The 19,048-nt window shown below is 40.0% G+C and carries 28 protein-coding genes and 1 tRNA gene; 25 read left to right on the top strand and 4 right to left on the bottom strand.

Translation table 11 applies throughout. The annotated features are described in order from the left end of the window. The first annotated feature begins 40 nt into the window (after positions 1-40). On the top strand, positions 41-244 hold the full coding sequence (locus ACQRD1_RS00515) for a sulfurtransferase TusA family protein (protein ID WP_235232238.1): 204 nt from the start codon (positions 41-43) through the stop codon (positions 242-244). Positions 245-246: 2 nt separating this feature from the next. Then, positions 247-483, top strand: coding sequence for a DUF3343 domain-containing protein (locus ACQRD1_RS00510; protein ID WP_235232237.1), 237 nt, complete (start codon positions 247-249; stop codon positions 481-483). A 47-nt stretch (positions 484-530) separates the two neighbouring features. Here ACQRD1_RS00510 and ACQRD1_RS00505 read toward each other — a convergent pair whose 3' ends face one another. Together ACQRD1_RS00505 and ACQRD1_RS00500 are read right to left on the bottom strand one after the other, a co-directional pair. Further along, positions 531-1,118 carry a TetR/AcrR family transcriptional regulator gene (locus tag ACQRD1_RS00505; RefSeq protein WP_235232236.1) on the bottom strand — a complete coding sequence of 196 codons (588 nt, stop codon included), beginning with the start codon at positions 1,116-1,118 and terminating at the stop codon, positions 531-533. Between the two features lie 123 nt (positions 1,119-1,241). Continuing rightward, entirely contained in the window at positions 1,242-2,276 is a 1,035-nt protein-coding gene (locus ACQRD1_RS00500; protein WP_235232235.1) for a proline racemase family protein, read from the bottom strand. Positions 2,277-2,581: 305 nt separating this feature from the next. On the opposite strand from ACQRD1_RS00500, the gene ACQRD1_RS00495 reads away from it, so the two are divergent. The 7 genes from ACQRD1_RS00495 (at position 2,582) to ACQRD1_RS00465 (ending at position 8,716) form a co-directional block, all read left to right on the top strand. Next, positions 2,582-2,679, top strand: a tRNA-Sec gene (locus tag ACQRD1_RS00495). A gap of 151 nt (positions 2,680-2,830) precedes the next feature. After that, complete coding sequence (locus ACQRD1_RS00490) at positions 2,831-4,258, top strand: proline reductase-associated electron transfer protein PrdC (protein WP_427786770.1); 1,428 nt, start codon at positions 2,831-2,833, stop codon at positions 4,256-4,258. Positions 4,259-4,371: 113 nt separating this feature from the next. Then, the gene (prdA, locus tag ACQRD1_RS00485; protein WP_427786769.1) at positions 4,372-6,243 is read left to right on the top strand and encodes a D-proline reductase (dithiol) proprotein PrdA; all 1,872 of its coding nucleotides are present in this window, start codon (positions 4,372-4,374) and stop codon (positions 6,241-6,243) included. A gap of 16 nt (positions 6,244-6,259) precedes the next feature. Beyond that, on the top strand, positions 6,260-6,556 hold the full coding sequence (locus ACQRD1_RS00480) for a CBO2463/CBO2479 domain-containing protein (protein WP_235232232.1): 297 nt from the start codon (positions 6,260-6,262) through the stop codon (positions 6,554-6,556). 2 nt (positions 6,557-6,558) lie between these two features. Further along, entirely contained in the window at positions 6,559-7,284 is a 726-nt protein-coding gene (gene prdB / locus ACQRD1_RS00475) for a D-proline reductase (dithiol) protein PrdB (RefSeq protein WP_235232231.1), read from the top strand. 167 nt (positions 7,285-7,451) lie between these two features. Then, entirely contained in the window at positions 7,452-8,219 is a 768-nt protein-coding gene (gene prdD, locus ACQRD1_RS00470; protein ID WP_235232230.1) for a proline reductase cluster protein PrdD, read from the top strand. 17 nt (positions 8,220-8,236) lie between these two features. Further along, positions 8,237-8,716, top strand: a complete 480-nt coding sequence (locus tag ACQRD1_RS00465; protein ID WP_235232229.1) for a glycine/sarcosine/betaine reductase component B subunit — start codon at positions 8,237-8,239, stop codon at positions 8,714-8,716. A 392-nt stretch (positions 8,717-9,108) separates the two neighbouring features. On the opposite strand, the gene ACQRD1_RS00460 is transcribed toward ACQRD1_RS00465, so the two are convergent. Further along, positions 9,109-9,975, bottom strand: a complete 867-nt coding sequence (locus ACQRD1_RS00460; protein ID WP_235232228.1) for a TSUP family transporter — start codon at positions 9,973-9,975, stop codon at positions 9,109-9,111. Between the two features lie 230 nt (positions 9,976-10,205). Beyond that, on the bottom strand, positions 10,206-11,078 hold the full coding sequence (locus ACQRD1_RS00455) for a permease (protein WP_235233690.1): 873 nt from the start codon (positions 11,076-11,078) through the stop codon (positions 10,206-10,208). Positions 11,079-11,731: 653 nt separating this feature from the next. Here ACQRD1_RS00455 and rpsJ point away from each other — a divergent pair. From rpsJ to rpsH, 16 genes are all read left to right on the top strand, one after another. Further along, a complete protein-coding gene (rpsJ, locus tag ACQRD1_RS00450) occupies positions 11,732-12,049 on the top strand; it encodes a 30S ribosomal protein S10 (protein WP_117603130.1) in 318 nt (105 codons plus the stop codon). A 73-nt stretch (positions 12,050-12,122) separates the two neighbouring features. Beyond that, complete coding sequence (gene rplC, locus ACQRD1_RS00445) at positions 12,123-12,803, top strand: 50S ribosomal protein L3 (RefSeq protein WP_427786768.1); 681 nt, start codon at positions 12,123-12,125, stop codon at positions 12,801-12,803. A 30-nt stretch (positions 12,804-12,833) separates the two neighbouring features. Further along, positions 12,834-13,454 carry a 50S ribosomal protein L4 gene (gene rplD / locus ACQRD1_RS00440; protein WP_235233692.1) on the top strand — a complete coding sequence of 207 codons (621 nt, stop codon included), beginning with the start codon at positions 12,834-12,836 and terminating at the stop codon, positions 13,452-13,454. Next, positions 13,454-13,759, top strand: coding sequence for a 50S ribosomal protein L23 (gene rplW, locus ACQRD1_RS00435; RefSeq protein WP_235233693.1), 306 nt, complete (start codon positions 13,454-13,456; stop codon positions 13,757-13,759). The genes rplD and rplW overlap by 1 nt, the downstream gene beginning before the upstream one ends. Positions 13,760-13,897: 138 nt before the next feature. Beyond that, positions 13,898-14,740 carry a 50S ribosomal protein L2 gene (gene rplB, locus ACQRD1_RS00430; RefSeq protein WP_235233694.1) on the top strand — a complete coding sequence of 281 codons (843 nt, stop codon included), beginning with the start codon at positions 13,898-13,900 and terminating at the stop codon, positions 14,738-14,740. Positions 14,741-14,758: 18 nt separating this feature from the next. Then, on the top strand, positions 14,759-15,040 hold the full coding sequence (gene rpsS / locus ACQRD1_RS00425; RefSeq protein WP_004607295.1) for a 30S ribosomal protein S19: 282 nt from the start codon (positions 14,759-14,761) through the stop codon (positions 15,038-15,040). 26 nt (positions 15,041-15,066) lie between these two features. Beyond that, entirely contained in the window at positions 15,067-15,453 is a 387-nt protein-coding gene (gene rplV, locus ACQRD1_RS00420) for a 50S ribosomal protein L22 (protein WP_235233696.1), read from the top strand. Positions 15,454-15,464: 11 nt separating this feature from the next. Beyond that, positions 15,465-16,118 carry a 30S ribosomal protein S3 gene (gene rpsC / locus ACQRD1_RS00415; protein WP_235233698.1) on the top strand — a complete coding sequence of 218 codons (654 nt, stop codon included), beginning with the start codon at positions 15,465-15,467 and terminating at the stop codon, positions 16,116-16,118. A gap of 2 nt (positions 16,119-16,120) precedes the next feature. Beyond that, positions 16,121-16,558 (top strand): 50S ribosomal protein L16, encoded by a 438-nt coding sequence (rplP, locus tag ACQRD1_RS00410; protein WP_006445002.1) that lies wholly within the window; start codon positions 16,121-16,123, stop codon positions 16,556-16,558. Then, complete coding sequence (gene rpmC, locus ACQRD1_RS00405; RefSeq protein WP_235233699.1) at positions 16,548-16,751, top strand: 50S ribosomal protein L29; 204 nt, start codon at positions 16,548-16,550, stop codon at positions 16,749-16,751. The genes rplP and rpmC overlap by 11 nt, the downstream gene beginning before the upstream one ends. A 32-nt stretch (positions 16,752-16,783) precedes the next feature. Continuing rightward, positions 16,784-17,038 (top strand): 30S ribosomal protein S17, encoded by a 255-nt coding sequence (gene rpsQ / locus ACQRD1_RS00400; protein ID WP_328282620.1) that lies wholly within the window; start codon positions 16,784-16,786, stop codon positions 17,036-17,038. A 19-nt stretch (positions 17,039-17,057) separates the two neighbouring features. Then, positions 17,058-17,426 (top strand): 50S ribosomal protein L14, encoded by a 369-nt coding sequence (gene rplN / locus ACQRD1_RS00395; RefSeq protein WP_235233701.1) that lies wholly within the window; start codon positions 17,058-17,060, stop codon positions 17,424-17,426. Between the two features lie 13 nt (positions 17,427-17,439). Further along, positions 17,440-17,751: a 50S ribosomal protein L24 gene (gene rplX / locus ACQRD1_RS00390; RefSeq protein ID WP_235233703.1), complete on the top strand. Its 312-nt coding sequence runs from the start codon at positions 17,440-17,442 to the stop codon at positions 17,749-17,751. 24 nt (positions 17,752-17,775) lie between these two features. After that, positions 17,776-18,315, top strand: a complete 540-nt coding sequence (gene rplE / locus ACQRD1_RS00385; RefSeq protein WP_235233704.1) for a 50S ribosomal protein L5 — start codon at positions 17,776-17,778, stop codon at positions 18,313-18,315. Between the two features lie 11 nt (positions 18,316-18,326). Then, the gene (locus ACQRD1_RS00380; protein ID WP_235233705.1) at positions 18,327-18,512 is read left to right on the top strand and encodes a type Z 30S ribosomal protein S14; all 186 of its coding nucleotides are present in this window, start codon (positions 18,327-18,329) and stop codon (positions 18,510-18,512) included. A 34-nt stretch (positions 18,513-18,546) separates the two neighbouring features. Then, on the top strand, positions 18,547-18,948 hold the full coding sequence (rpsH, locus tag ACQRD1_RS00375) for a 30S ribosomal protein S8 (RefSeq protein ID WP_235233706.1): 402 nt from the start codon (positions 18,547-18,549) through the stop codon (positions 18,946-18,948). Positions 18,949-19,048: the final 100 nt, after the last annotated feature.

The following is a 19,048-nucleotide window of genomic DNA, read 5'->3' as shown; positions in this document are numbered from 1 at the left end:
TTAGCCAATACATAGTATTCTAGGAAAGAAGGTAATAAATATGAAGGAAGTAGATGCAAGAGGTCTTTCTTGTCCAGAACCGCTTATGCTGACAGCAGAAGCGTTAAAAGGAGCTTCTGAGCCGGTGAAAGTACTGGTTACAGAACCGCATCAGAAGATGAATGTAGAAAAATATGCGAAAGATCATGGTAAAAAACCAGTTTCTACGGAGAAAGACGGATACTTCGAAGTGGTGATTGAGTAGACATGAGAAAAAAAGAACTAAAATTAGTTGTGACGTTCCATACAACTGCAGATGCAATGGCAATGGAAAAGGCATGCAAAGAGCAGAATGTACCGGGACGTATCATTCCGGTCCCGAGAGCAATATCAGCGGGCTGTGGGCTTTCTTGGTGCGCAGATCTTGAAGACAGAGAACAGATTGTATCCATGATGAAAGAGACTGGAATTGAAGAAGAGGCTATGCATGAATGCATGGTATAAAAAAGAAAGTCGAAGTTCAGATGAGCTTCGACTTTTTATATATAAATTTATACTCCTGTTACAAAAGAATCTAACACATGTGGGAGCAATTTGTCACTATATTCGCTCAGAGAATATTTCCCTTTGAAAAGTGCCCAGTCATATAGCATGGCACGTTCATACATGGCGTAAATATTCATAAGCTCTTCGGCGGAACTTGTATTCTTGAATTCTCCGTGTTCCAGCCCTTCTTTCAGAATCTCAGTTATCCATTGGAAATAAAAACGTTTGTGGTCTGACAAAGACTTCTTGTCCTTTGTGATCAATTGTGATGAATAGAGGGAAGCGAGCAAATGGATGTCTACGCTTGTCTCTATCATATAAAACAATTCATGGTTCAAAAACAAAAGCTTATCGTAAGCCGATAAGTTAGGGTCGATGACAGCGGCCAGTTCCTCATATTTTTCGTCAAATAGATAGGATAAAGAATTTAACAGAGCTTCTTTGCCCTTGAAATAATGATAGAAGGTGCCTTTTGATGTCTTAGACGCCGCAATGATATCTTCCACAGTAGTCTTATCGTAGCCTTTTTTGTAAAATAAATTCCATGCGGCTTTTACAATACGGCTTTTGGTGGATTGGCGCTTACGTGGCATCGGCACTCATTCCTTTCTCTTGGTGAATGTATAAAAATAAATGATATCATGATATAAGCAGAAGCGGATTAAATATAATCCGCTTCTGTCCTATACTGTATGCTAATAAAACCCCGATTGTATTTAGCCTACCTGGAAACCATATTTCAATGGATCTGTTGGATCAATCAAGTATGTAGCAACACCTGTCAGATAGCAGCTTCCTGTGATCATTGGGATAACAGCGTCATAATCTGCAACCTTAGTTGTCTCTTTGATTACGCCCTTGAACAGTGATCCAATAAAGCTTTCGTAGATGAATTCTTCGCCTACGCCGATTTCTCCCCAGTGATGAAGAGTAGCAAGTTTAGCGCTTGTTCCTGTTCCACATGGTGAACGGTCTGCCATAGCATCTCCAAAGATTACTACGTTTCTCATAGAAGCTTTGTCTGGATTTGGTGTTGGTCCGTAGAACTCAACCAGGTCAACAGTATCAATGTCAAGCAATGGATGCTTTACAGGGATCTCTTTGTTGATAACATCCAGCATCTTCATACCTAATTTAGTGTATTCTGGAACAGTCTTAGGATTGATCTCTCCAATATCCAGTTTTGTAGTATCAACCAATGCGAAGAAGCTTCCACCGAAAGAAATTGTGAATTCGATTTCTTTTCCGTCGATAGTTACTTTCTGGTTTTCTTTGTAAACAAAAGCAGGTACATTTGTTAATGTTACGCTTTCAACTTTGCCGTCTTTTACGATAGCTTTTGTACGGATAAGTCCAGCTGGTGCATCTAATACAACCTCGTTCTCTCCTTCGTGAGATTCAACAAGACCAGCCTCGATTGCAACCGTTACAGCACCGATTGTACAGTGACCGCACATGTTCAGGTATCCGCCTGTATCCATGAACATTACTCCGAAATCTGCTTCTGGGTGAACCGGTTTGCAAAGGAATGCACCGAACATATCGTGGTGTCCTCTTGGTTCAAACATAAGCGCTGTACGAACCTGGTCGTAATTCTTCTCCATCCATTTTTTCTTTTCGATCATTGTGTTTCCTTCTGGCTCTGGAAAACCACCGATAACGATTCGGCAGAACTCTCCAACAGTGTGAGAATCAACTACCTGCAATGCAGCCTCGAAACGATCGAAATTAACATTTGCCTGTAAAGCCATATCTCTTTACCTCCTTGTTTTTAATTGGACCCATAGATAATATCTATAAGCCGTTTATAAAAACACCTAGAAAACCCCCTTGTTTTCTTAGTGCCTTTTTACATATTGCATAAAACTAATTTTTCTAAAACGACAGATTTTTAACAAATAGACTGCGTTCTAGTATCGCGTTCAATTTCTAATTTCATTATGTAGGATAAACCTTGAAAAGTCAATGCTTTTTTGCTATTATAAAAATAAATAAAAACGGTTGAAATATATGGGAAAGTGTGTTATTGTTAATTCGCATGAAATAATATATCTATGGGGGTAGTTGGGTGACTGGTGTGCCCCCTAGTCTTCAAAACTAGTGTTGGGCGTTAAGAGCGTCCTGGGTGGGTTCGATTCCCACATGCCCTCGCCAAAAAAGAAGCAAATGCTGTTAAAAAAATGGCAAATACTCATAGATAAAACTTATAAATAGAAAAATACAAAAATATATGATTGGGGAATAAGTAAACGAAATGGAGAGTTTCGTTTTTGCTTATATTTAAAAAAGAAAAGGAGAATGTGACATGGGAAATGTACAGATTTTATTGCGTCAGCACGTGGGTGCTCCGTGCGCACCGTGCGTTGAGGTAGGGGCAGACGTAAAAAAAGGTACTCTGATTGCTACACCTACAGGACTTGGAGCAAATATTTTCTCAAGTGTTTATGGAAAAGTAGCTGAGATCACAGATGATCGTATTATTATTGAACCAGCTGCTGAACAGCCGGACGAGTTCGTGCCAATTGATGAATCAGTTGGATTGCCGGAAAATGCTACAAAGCTTGATATGGTTAAAGCAGCCGGAGTTGTAGGTCTGGGAGGCGCTGGATTCCCGACAGGAGTTAAACTTAACATCAACCTTGCTGAGACACCTCTTGGAGAAATGAATCCGGAGATTAATCCGGAAATCGATGATGTAGAAGAGCCGGGTAAATACAGCTACATCTTAGTAAATGCAGCAGAGTGTGAGCCGGGACTTGAACACAACATCAGACAGCTTGAAGAACAGTGTGATAAATGCCTTCGTGGTGTAAAATACAGTATGGAGATCACACAGGCTGATAAAGCAATCTTCGCAATTAAAAAGAAAAATAAAAAAGCTGTGAAAACATTGATGGCAGCAATTGAAAATGAAGAGAATATTTCATTGCATCTGCTTCCGGATATTTACCCGATGGGAGAAGAGCGTGCAGTTGTTCGTGAGTGCCTTGGATTAAACCTTGATACAACACAGCTTCCTTCAGCGGCAAGAGCCGTTGTTGTTAACCTTGAGACCGCAGCAAGAATTGCTGAGGCAATTGATGAGAAGAGACCATGTATCAGCAAAAACATGACAGTTCGCGGTAACATCAAAGGTGGAAATGCAGCTCATGTATTTATGGATGTACCGATCGGTGTTTCTGTTGGTGAGATGATCGAAAAAGCCGGCGGACTGGATAAACCGGATGAAGTTGGTGAAATCATCATGGGTGGAGCGTTCACAGGACATGCAGTAGAGCTTGATGAGCCAACGACAAAGACAACAGGTGGTATCCTTACAACATACAAAATGCCAGACCTTACAGGTAAGAAAGTGGGACTTCTTGTCTGTGCATGTGGCGGTAATGAAGCACGTATGCGTGTGATCGCAGAGAAAATGCATGGTGAAGTTGTGTCTGTATGCAGATGTAAACAGGCAATTGAGAATAAACCGGGTGCACCACTTAAGTGCCTTCGTCCTGGAAACTGTCCTGGACAGGTTAAAAACAATATGCAGTTTAAGAAAGATGGCTGCGAATATATTATCATTGGTAACTGTTCAGACTGTACAAACACAGTTATGGCATCTGCTCCTCAGATGGGACTTAAAGTATTCCATCAGACAGATCATGTTATGAGAGCGGTTGGTCACGCACAGTATCGTCAGCTTACAGTATCTAAATGGGTTGACCAGGATATTGATGTAGAAGACTAGTTATGGTATAAATTGCAGAAGTAAGGAGTGATTCCCCGATATGACTCTTTACGAAGCAATTATATATATGTTAATTATCACAATTAGCGAAGTAATTAAAAGGAGGGAACAATATGTCTATTACAGCTGAAACAGCGAAACAACATGCAAATGATCCTGCAGTGTTATGCTGTAGAGCAGAGGCTGGAATCATTATTGAGCCAGCAAATCTTGAAGATCCAGCAATTTTTGATGAGTTAGTTGACTCTGGATTATTGAATCTTGATGGATGCTTAAAAATTGGACAAATTTTAGGAGCAAAACTTACAAAAACTCTTGATTCTCTTTCACCGCTGACAGCAGATGTTGTTGAGGGAGCAAAAGATTCTGTAGAGGAAGAAGCAGAGGAAGCAGCAGAGGAAGCGGCTCCAGCAGTAGCAGCTCCAGCAGCAGCTCCGGTAGCAGCAGCTCCAGCAGCAACAGCAGTTGCAGGCGGAGTTCTTAAAATCCACATTGGTGAAGGAAAAGATATTGATCTTTCTATTCCGGTTGGTGCACTTGGCGGAGGCGCTGAGGTAGTAGAAGTAGCTCCGGCAGCAGCTCCAGCAGCAGCTCCGACAGCTGAAGAAGTAGCAAAAGAAGGAAAGGTTGTAAGAAGCCTTACAAGAAAACATTTTGCTATCACAGAAGTTAAGAGAGGACCAGAGACAAAGATCGAAGGAACAGTTCTTACAATCCGTGAAGGTATTGAAGCAGATGTAATTGCTAATTCTGATCTTGTTAAAGATTTCCATCTTGAAATCGTTACACCAAAGGAGTATCACACATATTCTGAGACAATCATGGATGTTCAGCCAATCGCAACAAAAGAAGGCGATGCTAAGATCGGACAGGGCGTTACAAGAGTAATCGATGGCGCTATCATGATGCTTTCAGGAACAGACGAAGGTGGAGTTCAGATCGGTGAGTTCGGTTCTTCCGAAGGATATATGGATGAAAACATTATGTGGGGACGTCCGGGATGTCCAGATAAGGGAGAAATCTTTATCAAAGGTAATATCGTAGTTCAGGAAAAGACAAACATGGAACGTCGTGGACCTATGGCTGCACATACAGCATTTGATATTATCACACAGGAAATCCGTGAAGCATTGAAGAAACTTGAAGAAGACCTTGTAGTAGATACAGAGGAATTCGTTCAGGTTCGTCACCCAGGTCAGAAGAAAGTAGTTATTTGTAAAGAAATCATGGGACAGGGAGCTATGCATGATAACTTCATCCTTCCGGTAGAACCATGTGGAATTCTTGGAGCAAGAGCTAACGTTGACCTTGGTAACCTTCCAGTATGTATGAGCCCATTGGAAGTTCTTGATGGATGTATCCACGCTCTTACATGTATCGGACCTGCATCTAAAGAGATGACAAGACATTACTGGAGAGAGCCACTTGTACTTGAGGCACTTGCTGATCCAGAAATTGACCTTTGTGGTGTAATCTTTGTTGGATCTCCACAGATCAACGCTGAGAAGTTCTATGTATCTGAAAGACTTGGTCAGACAGTAGAAATGATGGACGTTGACGGTGCATTTATTACAACAGAAGGTTTCGGAAACAACCATATCGACTTTGCAAGTCATCATGAGCAGATTGGTATGAGAGGAGTTCCTGTAGTAGGACTTTCATACTGTGCAGTTCAGGGAGCGCTCGTAGTTGGTAACAAGTACATGACAGCAATGGTAGATAACAACAAATCTGAAGGCGGTATTGAGAACGAAATCCTTGGAAACAATACACTTTGCCACGAAGATGCAATTCGTGCTCTTGAGATGCTCAAAGTTCAGATGGCAGGTGAAGTAATTAAACCAGCAGAAAAGAAATGGAATCCGAACGTTAAGGCTACGAACATTGAAGTGATCGAAGATGCTATCGGATCAAAGATTGATCTTGTAGAAAATGAGCAGGCACTTCCACTTAGCCAGAAACGTATTGATAAAGGATACAACTAAGAATAAGGTGTTTTAAATGAATGACGAACGATTGAAATATGGTGACAGAATCATATACATGGAGGGAATCTGTGTTGATGTTGATGATTGCAGCATCAGTGTGGATTTAAAAGGACGATTGGGATTTTTCAAAGCTCCGAAGAGAATGTTTATCTGTGATACTGAACCAAAGATTGGTCAGGAATTTGGATGGCATATGAGTTTTCCGGAGCAGCTTGGTCCTGAAATCCATGAAAAGTACGTCAGTAATTTAGAAAAAGAGCGTCGTAAACAAGCAGAAATGAGCACTCGTTTAAAGAAAGAGGAGGAATAAAAATGAGTTTAACGGTTGTTAAAGGATTACAATCAGAAATCTTCGTTCCAATTACTCCACCGATGGTATGGACACCAGTAGAGAAAGAGTTGAAGGATATGACAGTTGCTCTTGCTACAGCAGCAGGTGTACATCAGGTAGATCAGGAAAGATTTAACCTTGCAGGTGACTTTACTTGGAGAAAGATCGATGATAAATGCCCATCTGATAAATTGATGGTATCTCATGGTGGATATGATAACAGTGATGTTAATAAAGATATCAACTGTATGTTCCCTATCGATAGACTTCATGAATTAGTAGAAGAAGGATTTATTAAGGCTACAGCTCCGTTCCATGCTGGATTCATGGGTGGTGGCGGAAACCAGGAAAAATTCAAACATGAGACAGGTCCTGCAGTAGCAGCAATGCTGAAAGAGGAAGGCGTAGATGCAGCTATCCTCACAGCTGGATGAGGTACCTGTCACCGCTCTGCAGTATTGGTGCAGAGAGCGATTGAAGAGGCTGGAATTCCTACAATTATTATTGCAGCTCTTCCACCAGTTGTACGTCAGACTGGTACTCCACGTGCGGTTGCTCCGTTGGTACCTATGGGTGCTAATGCAGGTGGTCCTCACAATGTGGAACAGCAGACAGCTATCGTAAAAGCTACTCTTGAGCAGTTGGTTGAGATCCAGACACCTGGAAAGATCGTTCCATTGCCATTCGAGTATGTTGCTAAAATCTAATATACAACAAACATCAGGAGGGAAATGGCTTGTCCATTTCCCTTTTTAGATTCTTTCATTGATTATAGAAAGAGTAATAAAAAAGGATTGATTTTGTATACTGGTATGATAAAATAAAGACAAGTGAGTTTACGTAGCAAAAAATGCTAAAGGAGGATATAGAAAATATGACAGTTGAGGAACAGAAATTACGTCGCCTAACCATTAAAGCATATCATATGGATACGGTTGTTGAGGGTGATCGTAATGATATTACAACAGGCGGAAAGATGACTGTTTGTAAAGATATTATCCCGGAATTATTAAAGGATGCAAAGTATATTACAGATATTGATATTCAGGTAATCCAGCCGGGAGATCATGATCGTTGGACCAACACGATCATGGACATTATTCCGATTTCTACAAAAGTGCTCGGAGTATTGGGAGAAGGAATCACACATACAATTACCGGTGTATACGTGATGCTTACCGGTGTAGATGTGAATGGAAAGCAGTGTCATGAATTTGGATCATCAGAAGGTAACTTAAAAGAGCAGCTCGTGCTTAATAAGGCGGGTACTCCGGGAGATAATGATGTGATTATTTCCTTCGATGTTACACTTGCAGCAGGTATGGGACAGGAAAGACCGGGTCCGACGGAAGCACATTTGCTTTGTGATAAATTCATTAATATTTTCAGAGAAAAACTGAAAAAATTTAATGGAAATCAGTGTACGGAGAAGCATGTATATCATGATATAGTACGCCCCGGTAAGAAACGTGTTTTGATTATCAAACAGGTCGCAGGGCAGGGGGCGATGTATGATACTCATATGTTCTCGAAAGAGCCATCTTGCTCGATTGGATCAAAATCCATCATTGATATGGGCAATATGCCGGTAATAGTTACACCGAATGAATATAGAGACGGAATTATCCGTTCCATGCAGTAAGAAGGGAGAAGAATATTATGGGAATTGGTCCTTCAACAAAAGAAACATCATTACATCACTTCAGAGACCCGCTTCTTGAGGTAGTTGCAGAAGATACAGACCTTGATCTGCTGGGAATCATGCTTGTCGGTTCTCCGGATGGTAACGAAGACAAGATGCTTGTTGGTACGAGAGCGGCTGTAGCAGCAGAATGTATGCGTGCAGACGGTGTTATCTTGTCCTGTGATGGCTGGGGAAACAGCCATGTCGATTACACAAATACGATTGAACAGATCGGTGAGCGTGGCATTCCTGTTACGGGAATTACCTTTAATGGTACGGTTGCACAATTTGTAGTTGTGAATGATTATCTGGATGCGATCGTAGATATCAATAAGAGCGCGACAGGTGAAGAGACAAATGTTGTCGGTGAGAACAATATGGATCGTATTGACTGTCTGAAAGCGAAAGCGTTATTGAAGCTTAAGATGAGAAAGAAAGATCAGGAAAACAAATAAATAGAAATAACAGATGATAAAGAAAAGGCACGACCTGTATGTCGTGCCCTTTCTTTTTGGTATGTCATTGAGAGGTTTTCCTCGTTGCATTGCAGTTTTGTATATACAAAGCTGGGGAATGCTCCTCATAAAGAGGATGTATATATTTAATTGGAGTTCACCGATGCAAGAACGTTCTTGGGGAAAACGATCGGCAACGGATCAACTGCAATAACAACCAAAATTGTTGTTGACTTAATGCATATGATTTTTCAAAAAAGGCAGTTTCCCTGTCAGGAAAACCGCCATTGGTTATCTTGCATTTAAGTTGTTTTAAATATAGCATTTTTATTTTTGAGTGTCAATAGAAAAAACTATTTTTATGCAACATGGTGAATATATATCAAAATATGCTAAGCTTTTGATGCATCTTTAAAGAAGATACAAGCACATACAACCATAACGACTGTAACGACCCATGTTAAAACAGTAAGTGGAAGTGATGTGATTACAAAGCATGCAATCAATACACCAATGACACCAGTAATAGTAAGTACTAAAGAACTTGCACGATTATATTTTCCTTCTTTTACAAATTTAATACCAGCTGAAGGCATCAGGAAAGCACAAGAACCCATCATAATTGGGAAAGCAATATCTGCACTTAATCCAAGAAGCAGACATAATGCCATACAAGGTGCATACAGACCAAGACCAACGATCATTAAAGCTCCGAGAACAAAGTTTACAAGTACGCCAATTACAAGCTTGACACCTGTCAATCCACTTGCAGTTCCGATGATACCAAAAGGTCCTACTCCAAGAAGCTTGCAGACCATTACAATAGCCAGTGCAATCAATGCGCATCCTAAAGCAATACGTACTTTCTTAAGATCCCATTTTGATACAATTGACGCTCCGATAACTGCTCCCAAGATAGATGCTCCAATCATCAAAACAAGTGTCAAAGGATCAACTGTTACCTTCTGGATAAAAACAGTAGCTTCCACAACAACTGGTATAGCATATGCAACATTTAAAGTACCAGGGATAAGATCGTCAGGACAACTCTTTGTAAACTTGAAAGCTGTTGTTGAAGTTGCATAACTCCCGATACCAAGAGTATCGAAGAAGTTAGCTAACACACCAATAATAATAGTTGGTACGTATTTAACCTCCTTGAAATCTTCTTTGTGTTTAAATATGTCTTTTACATAATAAACACCAAAACCAATTGTCAGTATCCAAAGAACTAAGATTAAAATATGTGCTACACTCATATCTCTCATCCTCCTTAAAATAATATATGAATTGCAGAAACAAAAAAGACCGGTATCCTGATTGGAAACCGGCCTTGGTCATCTCTTATTAGTAGTTTACATGAAAATATAAATAATGTCAATAATATAACGAACATTTGTATAATATAATGGAATGGGGATAAAATAAAAAGGCGGTTCCATATAAGGAATACCGCCTTTGGTTGTCAATATGTAATTTTCAATATAGATTAAGCCTCTGTCTTGTTGGCATCTCTAAAGAACATAATAGATGTGTAAATCATAACTACACAAATGATGTATGTTAATGTCTTCAGTGAGAAGAAGCAAGCTACTTTGTAAGCGATAAATACACCAACACATCCGAACAATGCAAGGCAAAGAGCTGCTTTTCTATCATACTTACCTTCTTTGATGAACTTGAAGCATGCAGCATTCATAAGGAATGCACAAGATCCCATCATGATTGGGAAAGCAGTTCCGATATTCATTCCGAGTGCTGCACAAAGAGCCATACAAGGAGCATACAAACCAACACCGATCATCATAAGTGCTCCCAGGAAGAAGTTAACAACAACACCAATTACTAACTTAATACCTGTAAGACCAAGAGCTTCACCACTTACACCGAATGGTCCAATTCCTGCATTCTTACAAGCAAGAACGATTGCAAGGATAAGAAGACCAACACCAAGACCTAAACGAACCATCTTAAGATTCCATTTACATACGATACCAGCTCCAACTAAAGCACCAACAACAGATGCAGCAAGCATAAGTACCAGAGTAAGAGGATCAATATCTACAAAGCTGAAGAACAGAAGTGCTTCCAATGTAACAGGGAAAGTATCACCAACATTCAGCGTACCTGGAATTGTTTCGTCTGGGCTGGACTTTGTGAATTTGAAACCAGCCTGTGTAGTTGCATAAGAACCAATTCCCCATGTGTCAAGTAAGTTTGTGATGCATCCGATGATTGCCAATGGAACCCAGTGTCCACCTTGGAAATCTTCCTTGTGTGCAAGCAAATCTTTGATAAAATATGCGCCAGATGCGATAACAAAGATAATCAGCACGATACGTAAAATCATAATAACATCCATTTTTTCATCCCTCCAGATTGTTTAAAAGTAAAAAAATAGAAACAGAAATCTTAGTATATAATATGAAATATAAGCACCCCGATATGAAAATATTTGTTAAATTATATACCATCTGTTCATGCTATAATTCTACCAATTTTTATGCAAAAAGTCAATGAAATACATAAAAATTGCATAAGGAAAGGACATAATTACATGAATGCAAGTGGAATGTAAAGGAGGAAAGCAGAAAAATGCATATGTGACTGCCGGCTGGTTTGACAAAAAAATAATTTTATCCTATTATAATAAGGAAGTTTTGCGCTGATAAGTATATTGCAGATGAATTAAAGAGCCAGAAGAACCAATAAGATGAATTGTATTAAAAAAAATACAATAAATCCAAGAAAAGGCTTGCAAAATATGGATTCATTCGATATACTAAGAGAGCTGTGACATGATAGCTGTGAAGCGTGAGGTTGCTGCCTGATATGGCAGGTTTTCCGTGGAGCGAATGTCAAGTTAGGAAACTGGCGACAAGTCACTGTACGAAACTATAACAGCCACTGAGATGTGGTAACAACGTGTGAGGTTCTCACGACACACACGGGAGAGTGTACAGTCACCGCTTGTCGTACTGAAGTTAAAAGTACGAAAAGGAGGCGACTTTTTTTATGGCAAGTCAAGTAATGAGAATCACTTTGAAAGCGTATGATCATCAGTTGGTAGATGCATCCGCAAAAAAAATCATCGAAACTGTAAAAAAGAATGGATCACAGGTGAGTGGACCGGTACCACTTCCAACTAAGAAAGAAGTAGTTACAATCTTAAGAGCGGTTCACAAATACAAAGATTCCAGAGAACAGTTCGAACAGAGAACTCATAAGAGACTTATCGATATCATTGCACCAACACAGAAGACTGTTGACGCATTGTCTAGATTAGAGATGCCAGCTGGTGTTTACATTGATATCAAAATGAAAAATAAGTAGAACGCAGTAATTCCTAAAATTTAGGATGAACGTCCAAGCGGCGTTCCGCTGTAAATCACAGGAGGTAATTATAATGAAGAAAGCTATCTTAGCTACAAAAGTCGGAATGACTCAGATCTTCAACGAAGACGGAACATTAACACCGGTAACTGTACTTCAGGCTGGTCCTTGTGTTGTAACACAGATCAAAACTGTTGAAAATGATGGTTACGATGCGGTTCAGGTTGGATTCGTTGACAAGAAAGACAAAATTGTTAACAAAGACAAGAGCAGTAAGAAAGAAATCGTTCATCGTCACGGTGTGACAAAAGCTGAACAGGGACATTTTGCAAAAGCTGGTGTTTCTGGTAAGAGATTCGTGAGAGAATTTAAATTTGAAAATGCTTCTGAATATGAACTGGCTCAGGAAATCAAGGTTGATATTTTTGAGGCGGGAGATAAGATTGATGCTACTGCAATTTCTAAAGGAAAAGGATTCCAGGGCGCAATCAAGAGACATAATCAGCATAGAGGACCAATGACACACGGTTCTAAGTTCCATCGTCATGCAGGTTCTAACGGAGCTGCTTCTGATCCGAGTAAAGTATTCAAGGGCAAAAAGATGCCGGGACACATGGGAAGTAAGAAGATTACGATCCAGAATCTTGAAGTCGTACGCGTAGATGCTGAGAATAACTTGCTTTTGGTTAAGGGTTCTGTACCAGGACCAAAGAAATCTTTAGTAACTATCAAAGAAGCAGTAAAGGCTAACTAAGCTTTGGCGAAGGAAGGAGGAAGACTTAAGATGGCAAACGTATCCGTTTATAATATCGAAGGTAAAGAAGTTGGAACAATCGATTTAAGCGATGCTGTATTCGGTGTTGAAGTAAATGAACATCTGGTACACATGGCTGTTGTTAACCAGCTTGCAAATAAACGTCAGGGAACACAGAAAGCAAAAACACGTTCTGAAGTTTCTGGTGGCGGAAGAAAACCATGGAGACAAAAAGGAACAGGTCATGCTAGACAGGGTTCTACAAGAGCTCCGCAGTGGACAGGCGGTGGAGTAGTGTTTGCTCCGGTACCGAGAGATTATTCATTCAAGATGAATAAGAAAGAGAAAAGAGCGGCTCTTAAATCAGCTCTTACAGCAAAAGTAGAAGAAAACAAATTCATCGTTGTTGACGAAATCAAATTTGATGAGATCAAGACAAAGAATTTCGCAAACATTCTGAAGAACTTAGATGTATCTAAAGCATTAGTAGTATTAGAAGATGGCAATACAAATGCAGAGATCTCTGCAAGAAACATTGCTGATGTTAAGACTGCAAAGACTAATACGATCAATGTGTACGATATCTTAAAATACAACACAGTAATCGCAACGAAAGCTGCTGTTGCTAATATCGAGGAGGTGTACGCATAATGGCAAACGTTCAGTATTATGATGTAATCCTTAAACCAGTTGTAACAGAAAAGAGTATGGAACTTATGGGAGAAAAGAAATATACTTTCTTGGTACACCCAGAAGCAACAAAGTCTCAGGTAAAAGAAGCTGTTGAAAAGATGTTCAACGGTACAAAAGTGAAAAGTGTTAACACAATGAACTGTGAAGGTAAGAAAAAAAGAGTTCGTGGAACTATGCAGTTTGGAAAGACAGCCAATACAAAGAAGGCTATCGTTCAGTTAACAGAAGACAGCGCAGATATCGAGATCTTCGAGGGATTATAAGACTTGCTGAAGCTTAGTCGGATCCCGTTCGGTGGGTTTGGCGAGGTTTTTTTGAACCTTGCGAAGCGAATACATCCGAACAATCATACGGTGCAAATCCGTGATATTAATAATTAGAATTTGAAAGGAGAAGCAATCATGGGAATTAAAACATATCGCCCATATACGCCTTCCAGAAGACAGATGACTGGATCTGATTTCTCAGAAATCACAAAGACAACTCCAGAAAAATCTCTGTTAGCTCCAAAGAGCAGACAGGCAGGACGTAATAATCAAGGTAAAATTACAGTTAGACACCGCGGAGGCGGAGCTAAGAAGAAATATAGAGTAATCGACTTCAAGAGAAGAAAAGACGGAATTGCTGCTACAGTTCTTGGCATCGAGTACGATCCAAACAGAACAGCTAATATCGCTCTTATCTGCTATGAAGATGGTGAAAAAGCATATATCCTTGCACCAGCAGGGTTACAGGTAGGCTGGAAAGTTATGAATGGACCAGAAGCAGAAGTATTGATCGGTAACTGTCTTCCACTTTCTGAGATTCCTGTAGGTACTCAGGTACACAACATTGAGCTTCATCCTGGAAAGGGCGGACAGCTGGTTCGTTCAGCAGGTAACAGCGCACAGTTAATGGCAAAAGAAGGAAAATATGCAACACTTCGACTTCCATCAGGAGAGATGAGAATGGTACCAATCGAGTGCCGTGCATCTGTTGGAGTTGTAGGAAATGGGGATCACAACCTGATCAACATTGGTAAAGCAGGACGTAAACGTCACATGGGTATCAGACCTACAGTTCGTGGTTCTGTTATGAACCCGAATGACCATCCGCATGGTGGTGGTGAAGGTAAGACAGGAATCGGTCGTCCGGGTCCGTGTACACCTTGGGGTAAACCAGCACTTGGTCTTAAGACAAGAAAGAAAAATAAAGCTTCTAACAAGATGATTGTAAGAAGAAGAGATGGTAAAGCTATTAAATAATTAAGGAGGTTATAACCTATGGCACGTTCAATTAAAAAAGGACCATTCGCAGACGCAAGCCTGCTCAAGAAGGTTGATGCTATGAACGCTTCTGGAGACAAGTCCGTAATTAAGACATGGTCTCGTCGTTCTACAATCTTCCCAAGCATGGTTGGACATACAATTGCCGTTCATGACGGAAGAAAACATGTACCTGTATATGTAACAGAAGATATGGTTGGACACAAACTCGGAGAGTTCGTGGCAACCAGAACATACAGAGGACATGGAAAAGACGAAAAGAAATCAAAAGTTAGATAATTACATTGTGAAAGGAGGGTTCATCCATGGCAAAAGGACATAGATCCCAAATCAAGAGAGAGAGAAATGCTAACAAAGATACAAGACCTTCTGCTAAGTTATCTTATGCAAGAGTTTCTGTTCAGAAAGCATGCTACGTATTAGATGCCATCAGAGGTAAGGATGTAACAACAGCACTTGGTATTTTAACTTACAATCCAAGATATGCTTCTAGTTTAATAAAGAAATTATTGGAGTCAGCAATTGCAAATGCTGAAAACAACAACGGTATGAATGTTGAGAATCTTTATATTGCAGAGGCTTATGCAAACAAAGGACCAACAATGAAGAGAATCAGACCTAGAGCACAGGGAAGAGCTTACAGAATCGAGAAGAGAATGAGCCACATTACACTTGTGCTTGATGAAAGATAAGGAGGGCAATCATGGGACAGAAAGTTAATCCTCATGGCTTAAGAGTCGGTGTTATCAAAGACTGGGACTCTAGATGGTATGCAGAAAAAGATTTTGCAGACTACTTAGTAGAAGACCATGAAATCAGAACGTATCTTAAGAAGAGATTATACAGCGCCGGTGTTTCTAAGATTGAGATCGAAAGAGCATCTGACCGCGTAAAAATCATTATTTATACAGCAAAACCTGGTGTAGTAATCGGTAAAGGTGGAGCAGAAATCGAAAAAGTAAAAGGTGAATTAGCACAGTTTACTAATAAGAAATTAATCGTTGATATTAAGGAAATCAAGAGACCGGATAAAGATGCTCAGTTAGTAGCAGAAAACATCGCATTACAGCTTGAGAACCGTATCTCTTTCAGACGTGCAATGAAATCTTGTATGTCAAGAACAATGAAAGCCGGAGCACTTGGTGTTAAGACATCTGTGTCAGGACGTCTTGGCGGAGCAGATATGGCTCGTACAGAGTTCTACAGTGAAGGAACAATTCCTCTTCAGACACTGAGAGCAGATATCGACTACGGATTCGCTGAAGCTGACACAACTTATGGAAAAGTTGGTGTTAAGGTATGGATTTACAAGGGCGAAGTTCTTCCGGAAAAAGCAGCAAAGGAAGGAGATAGATAATCATGTTAATGCCAAAAAGAGTAAAACGTCGTAAACAATTCCGTGGTTCCATGAAGGGTAAAGCACTTCGCGGAAACAAGATTACAAATGGTGAATATGGTATCGTTGCAATGGAACCTTGCTGGATCCGTTCAAACCAGATCGAAGCTGCCCGTATCGCTATGACACGTTATATCAAACGTGGTGGTAAAGTTTGGATCAAAATATTCCCAGATAAACCTGTAACTACGAAACCAGCTGAAACACGTATGGGTTCTGGAAAAGGAACCTTAGAATACTGGGTAGCAGTTGTTAAGCCGGGTCGCGTAATGTTCGAGATCGCTGGCGTATCAGAAGAAGTTGCAAGAGAAGCACTTCGTCTGGCAACACACAAGCTGCCATGTAAATGTAAAGTAGTTTCTCGCGCAGACTTAGAAGGCGGTGATAACAGTGAAAATTAATGCATTTGTAGAAGATTTAAAGACAAAATCAGCTGCAGAGCTGAACGAAGAATTAGTAGCTGCTAAAAAGGAACTTTTTAACTTAAGATTCCAGAACGCAACAAATCAGTTAGATAATACAAGCAGAATCAAAGAAGTAAGAAGAAATATTGCCAGAATCCAGACAGTGATTACGGAAAAAAGTGGCAAATAGAACTTCATTTCATGCTGAAAGGAGTATAGACTGTGGAAAGAAATCTTAGAAAAACCCGTGTGGGTAAGGTTATCAGTAATAAAATGGATAAGACCATAGTTGTTGCAGTTGAAGATCATGTAAAGCATCCACTTTACAAAAAAATCGTAAAGAGAACTTACAAGTTGAAAGCACATGATGAGAATAACGAGTGCAACATCGGCGACAAAGTAAAAGTTATGGAAACAAGACCACTCTCTAAGGATAAGAGATGGAGACTTGTTGAAGTTATGGAAAAAGTGAAATAGTATAAGGAGGGAAACCTGCATGATACAGCAAGAAAGCAGACTGAAAGTAGCAGACAACACAGGTGCAAAAGAATTACTGTGTATTCGTGTTATGGGCGGTTCAACAAGAAGATATGCAAGTATCGGTGATGTGATCATTGCGACTGTTAAAGATGCAACACCAGGCGGCGTTGTTAAAAAAGGCGATGTAGTAAAAGCTGTAGTTGTTCGTACTGTAAATAGTACTCGTCGTAAAGATGGTTCTTATATCCGTTTCGACGAAAATGCTGCTGTAATTATAAAAGATGATAAGACACCAAGAGGAACCCGTATTTTTGGACCAGTAGCAAGAGAGCTCCGTGACAAACAGTTCATGAGAATTGTTTCCCTGGCTCCGGAAGTACTATAAGGAGGTGCGCAAGATGTCAATGTTAAAAATCAAAAAAGGCGACACTGTTAAGGTTATCGCTGGTAAAGATAAAGACAAAGAAGGCAAAGTTATTGCTGTAAACCAGAAAGCTGGTAAGGTTGTTGTTGAAGGTGTCAACATGTTGACAAAGCACACAAAACCAAGTATGAATAACCAGAATGGTGGAATCGTTCATCAGGAAGGACCTATCGATGCTTCTAATGTAATGTATGTTCACAAGGGAAAAGCAACAAGAGTGGGCATCAAAATGGACGGAGATAAGAAGGTTCGTTACGCTAAATCAACAGGCGAAGTTATTGATTAATCTGAGGAAGGAGGGCCATAAGCTTTGAGTAGACTGAAAGAACAATACCAGAACGAAATCATTGATGCAATGAATAAGAAGTTCGGTTATAAAAATATTATGGAAGTGCCAAAACTCGATAAAGTTGTAATCAACATGGGTGTTGGCGAAGCAAAAGATAACGCAAAACTTTTAGATTCAGCAGTAGCTGATCTTGAGAAGATCACAGGACAGAAAGCTGTTATCTGTAGAGCAAAAAAATCAGTTGCTAACTTCAAGATCAGAGAAGGAATGGCAATTGGATGTAAAGTTACCTTAAGAGGAGAAAAGATGTATGAGTTCGTTGATCGTCTGATCAACCTTGCACTTCCTCGTGTACGTGACTTTAGAGGTGTAAACCCTAACGCATTTGACGGAAGAGGAAACTATGCTCTTGGAATCAAAGAGCAGTTGATCTTCCCTGAGATCGAATATGATAAGGTTGATAAGGTAAGAGGTATGGATATCATCTTCGTTACAACCGCTAAAACAGATGAAGAGGCGCGTGAATTGTTGAAACAGTTCAACATGCCATTTACAAAATAAGGAGGTAAATTATGGCTAAGACAGCAATGAAAGTTAAACAGCAGCGTAACCAGAAATTCTCTACCAGAGAATACAATCGCTGCAGAATCTGTGGACGTCCACATGCATATTTGAGAAAATATGGTATCTGCCGTGTTTGCTTCCGCGAATTGGCATATAAAGGACAGATCCCTGGAGTTAAAAAATCTAGTTGGTAGGCCCTGAACACTTAGAAAAGGAGGAAAACAATTCATGACTATGAGCGATCCAATCGCAGATATGCTTACAAGAATTCGTAATGCAAATACTGCTAAACATGATACAGTAGATGTACCATCTTCTAAGATGAAGCTTGCTATTGCTAATATCTTATTGGATGAAGGATATATCGAGAAATATGACATCATTGAAGATGGAGTATTTAAAACAATCCATATTACATTAAAATATGGCGCAGACAAGAATGAAAAAGTTATTACAGGTCTTAAGAGAATCTCTAAACCTGGACTTCGTGTATACGCTAGTAGCGCTAATGTACCAAAGGTATTTGGCGGACTTGGAACAGCAATCATTTCCACAAACCAAGGCGTAATCACAGACAAAGAAGCAAGAAAACTTGGCGTAGGTGGAGAAGTTCTTTGCTATATTTGGTAACAAATGACTAAGGAAACACCATCGACACTAGGTTCAAGAGAACCTCACCAAGTGGACGAGGTGTACTTTCGCACTAGGTTCGAGAATACCTCACCAAGTG

The organism is Bariatricus sp. SGI.019 (assembly GCF_050315235.1).
Taxonomy (GTDB): domain Bacteria; phylum Bacillota; class Clostridia; order Lachnospirales; family Lachnospiraceae; genus JAFBIX01.
This window is presented reverse-complemented; position numbering and strand designations above follow the sequence as displayed.

Excerpts from the sequence above, each read along its gene's own strand:
- ACQRD1_RS00515 (WP_235232238.1), top strand. The coding sequence starts at position 41 with ATGAAGGAAGTAGATGCAAGAGGTCTTTCTTGTCCAGAACCGCTTATG.
- ACQRD1_RS00510 (WP_235232237.1), top strand. The coding sequence starts at position 247 with ATGAGAAAAAAAGAACTAAAATTAGTTGTGACGTTCCATACAACTGCA.
- ACQRD1_RS00505 (WP_235232236.1), bottom strand. The coding sequence starts at position 1,118 with ATGCCACGTAAGCGCCAATCCACCAAAAGCCGTATTGTAAAAGCCGCA.
- ACQRD1_RS00500 (WP_235232235.1), bottom strand. The coding sequence starts at position 2,276 with ATGGCTTTACAGGCAAATGTTAATTTCGATCGTTTCGAGGCTGCATTG.
- ACQRD1_RS00490 (WP_427786770.1), top strand. The coding sequence starts at position 2,831 with ATGGGAAATGTACAGATTTTATTGCGTCAGCACGTGGGTGCTCCGTGC.
- prdA (WP_427786769.1), top strand. The coding sequence starts at position 4,372 with ATGTCTATTACAGCTGAAACAGCGAAACAACATGCAAATGATCCTGCA.
- ACQRD1_RS00480 (WP_235232232.1), top strand. The coding sequence starts at position 6,260 with ATGAATGACGAACGATTGAAATATGGTGACAGAATCATATACATGGAG.
- prdD (WP_235232230.1), top strand. The coding sequence starts at position 7,452 with ATGACAGTTGAGGAACAGAAATTACGTCGCCTAACCATTAAAGCATAT.
- ACQRD1_RS00465 (WP_235232229.1), top strand. The coding sequence starts at position 8,237 with ATGGGAATTGGTCCTTCAACAAAAGAAACATCATTACATCACTTCAGA.
- ACQRD1_RS00460 (WP_235232228.1), bottom strand. The coding sequence starts at position 9,975 with ATGAGTGTAGCACATATTTTAATCTTAGTTCTTTGGATACTGACAATT.
- ACQRD1_RS00455 (WP_235233690.1), bottom strand. The coding sequence starts at position 11,078 with ATGGATGTTATTATGATTTTACGTATCGTGCTGATTATCTTTGTTATC.
- rpsJ (WP_117603130.1), top strand. The coding sequence starts at position 11,732 with ATGGCAAGTCAAGTAATGAGAATCACTTTGAAAGCGTATGATCATCAG.
- rplC (WP_427786768.1), top strand. The coding sequence starts at position 12,123 with ATGAAGAAAGCTATCTTAGCTACAAAAGTCGGAATGACTCAGATCTTC.
- rplD (WP_235233692.1), top strand. The coding sequence starts at position 12,834 with ATGGCAAACGTATCCGTTTATAATATCGAAGGTAAAGAAGTTGGAACA.
- rplW (WP_235233693.1), top strand. The coding sequence starts at position 13,454 with ATGGCAAACGTTCAGTATTATGATGTAATCCTTAAACCAGTTGTAACA.
- rplB (WP_235233694.1), top strand. The coding sequence starts at position 13,898 with ATGGGAATTAAAACATATCGCCCATATACGCCTTCCAGAAGACAGATG.
- rpsS (WP_004607295.1), top strand. The coding sequence starts at position 14,759 with ATGGCACGTTCAATTAAAAAAGGACCATTCGCAGACGCAAGCCTGCTC.
- rplV (WP_235233696.1), top strand. The coding sequence starts at position 15,067 with ATGGCAAAAGGACATAGATCCCAAATCAAGAGAGAGAGAAATGCTAAC.
- rpsC (WP_235233698.1), top strand. The coding sequence starts at position 15,465 with ATGGGACAGAAAGTTAATCCTCATGGCTTAAGAGTCGGTGTTATCAAA.
- rplP (WP_006445002.1), top strand. The coding sequence starts at position 16,121 with ATGTTAATGCCAAAAAGAGTAAAACGTCGTAAACAATTCCGTGGTTCC.
- rplN (WP_235233701.1), top strand. The coding sequence starts at position 17,058 with ATGATACAGCAAGAAAGCAGACTGAAAGTAGCAGACAACACAGGTGCA.
- rplX (WP_235233703.1), top strand. The coding sequence starts at position 17,440 with ATGTCAATGTTAAAAATCAAAAAAGGCGACACTGTTAAGGTTATCGCT.
- ACQRD1_RS00380 (WP_235233705.1), top strand. The coding sequence starts at position 18,327 with ATGGCTAAGACAGCAATGAAAGTTAAACAGCAGCGTAACCAGAAATTC.
- rpsH (WP_235233706.1), top strand. The coding sequence starts at position 18,547 with ATGACTATGAGCGATCCAATCGCAGATATGCTTACAAGAATTCGTAAT.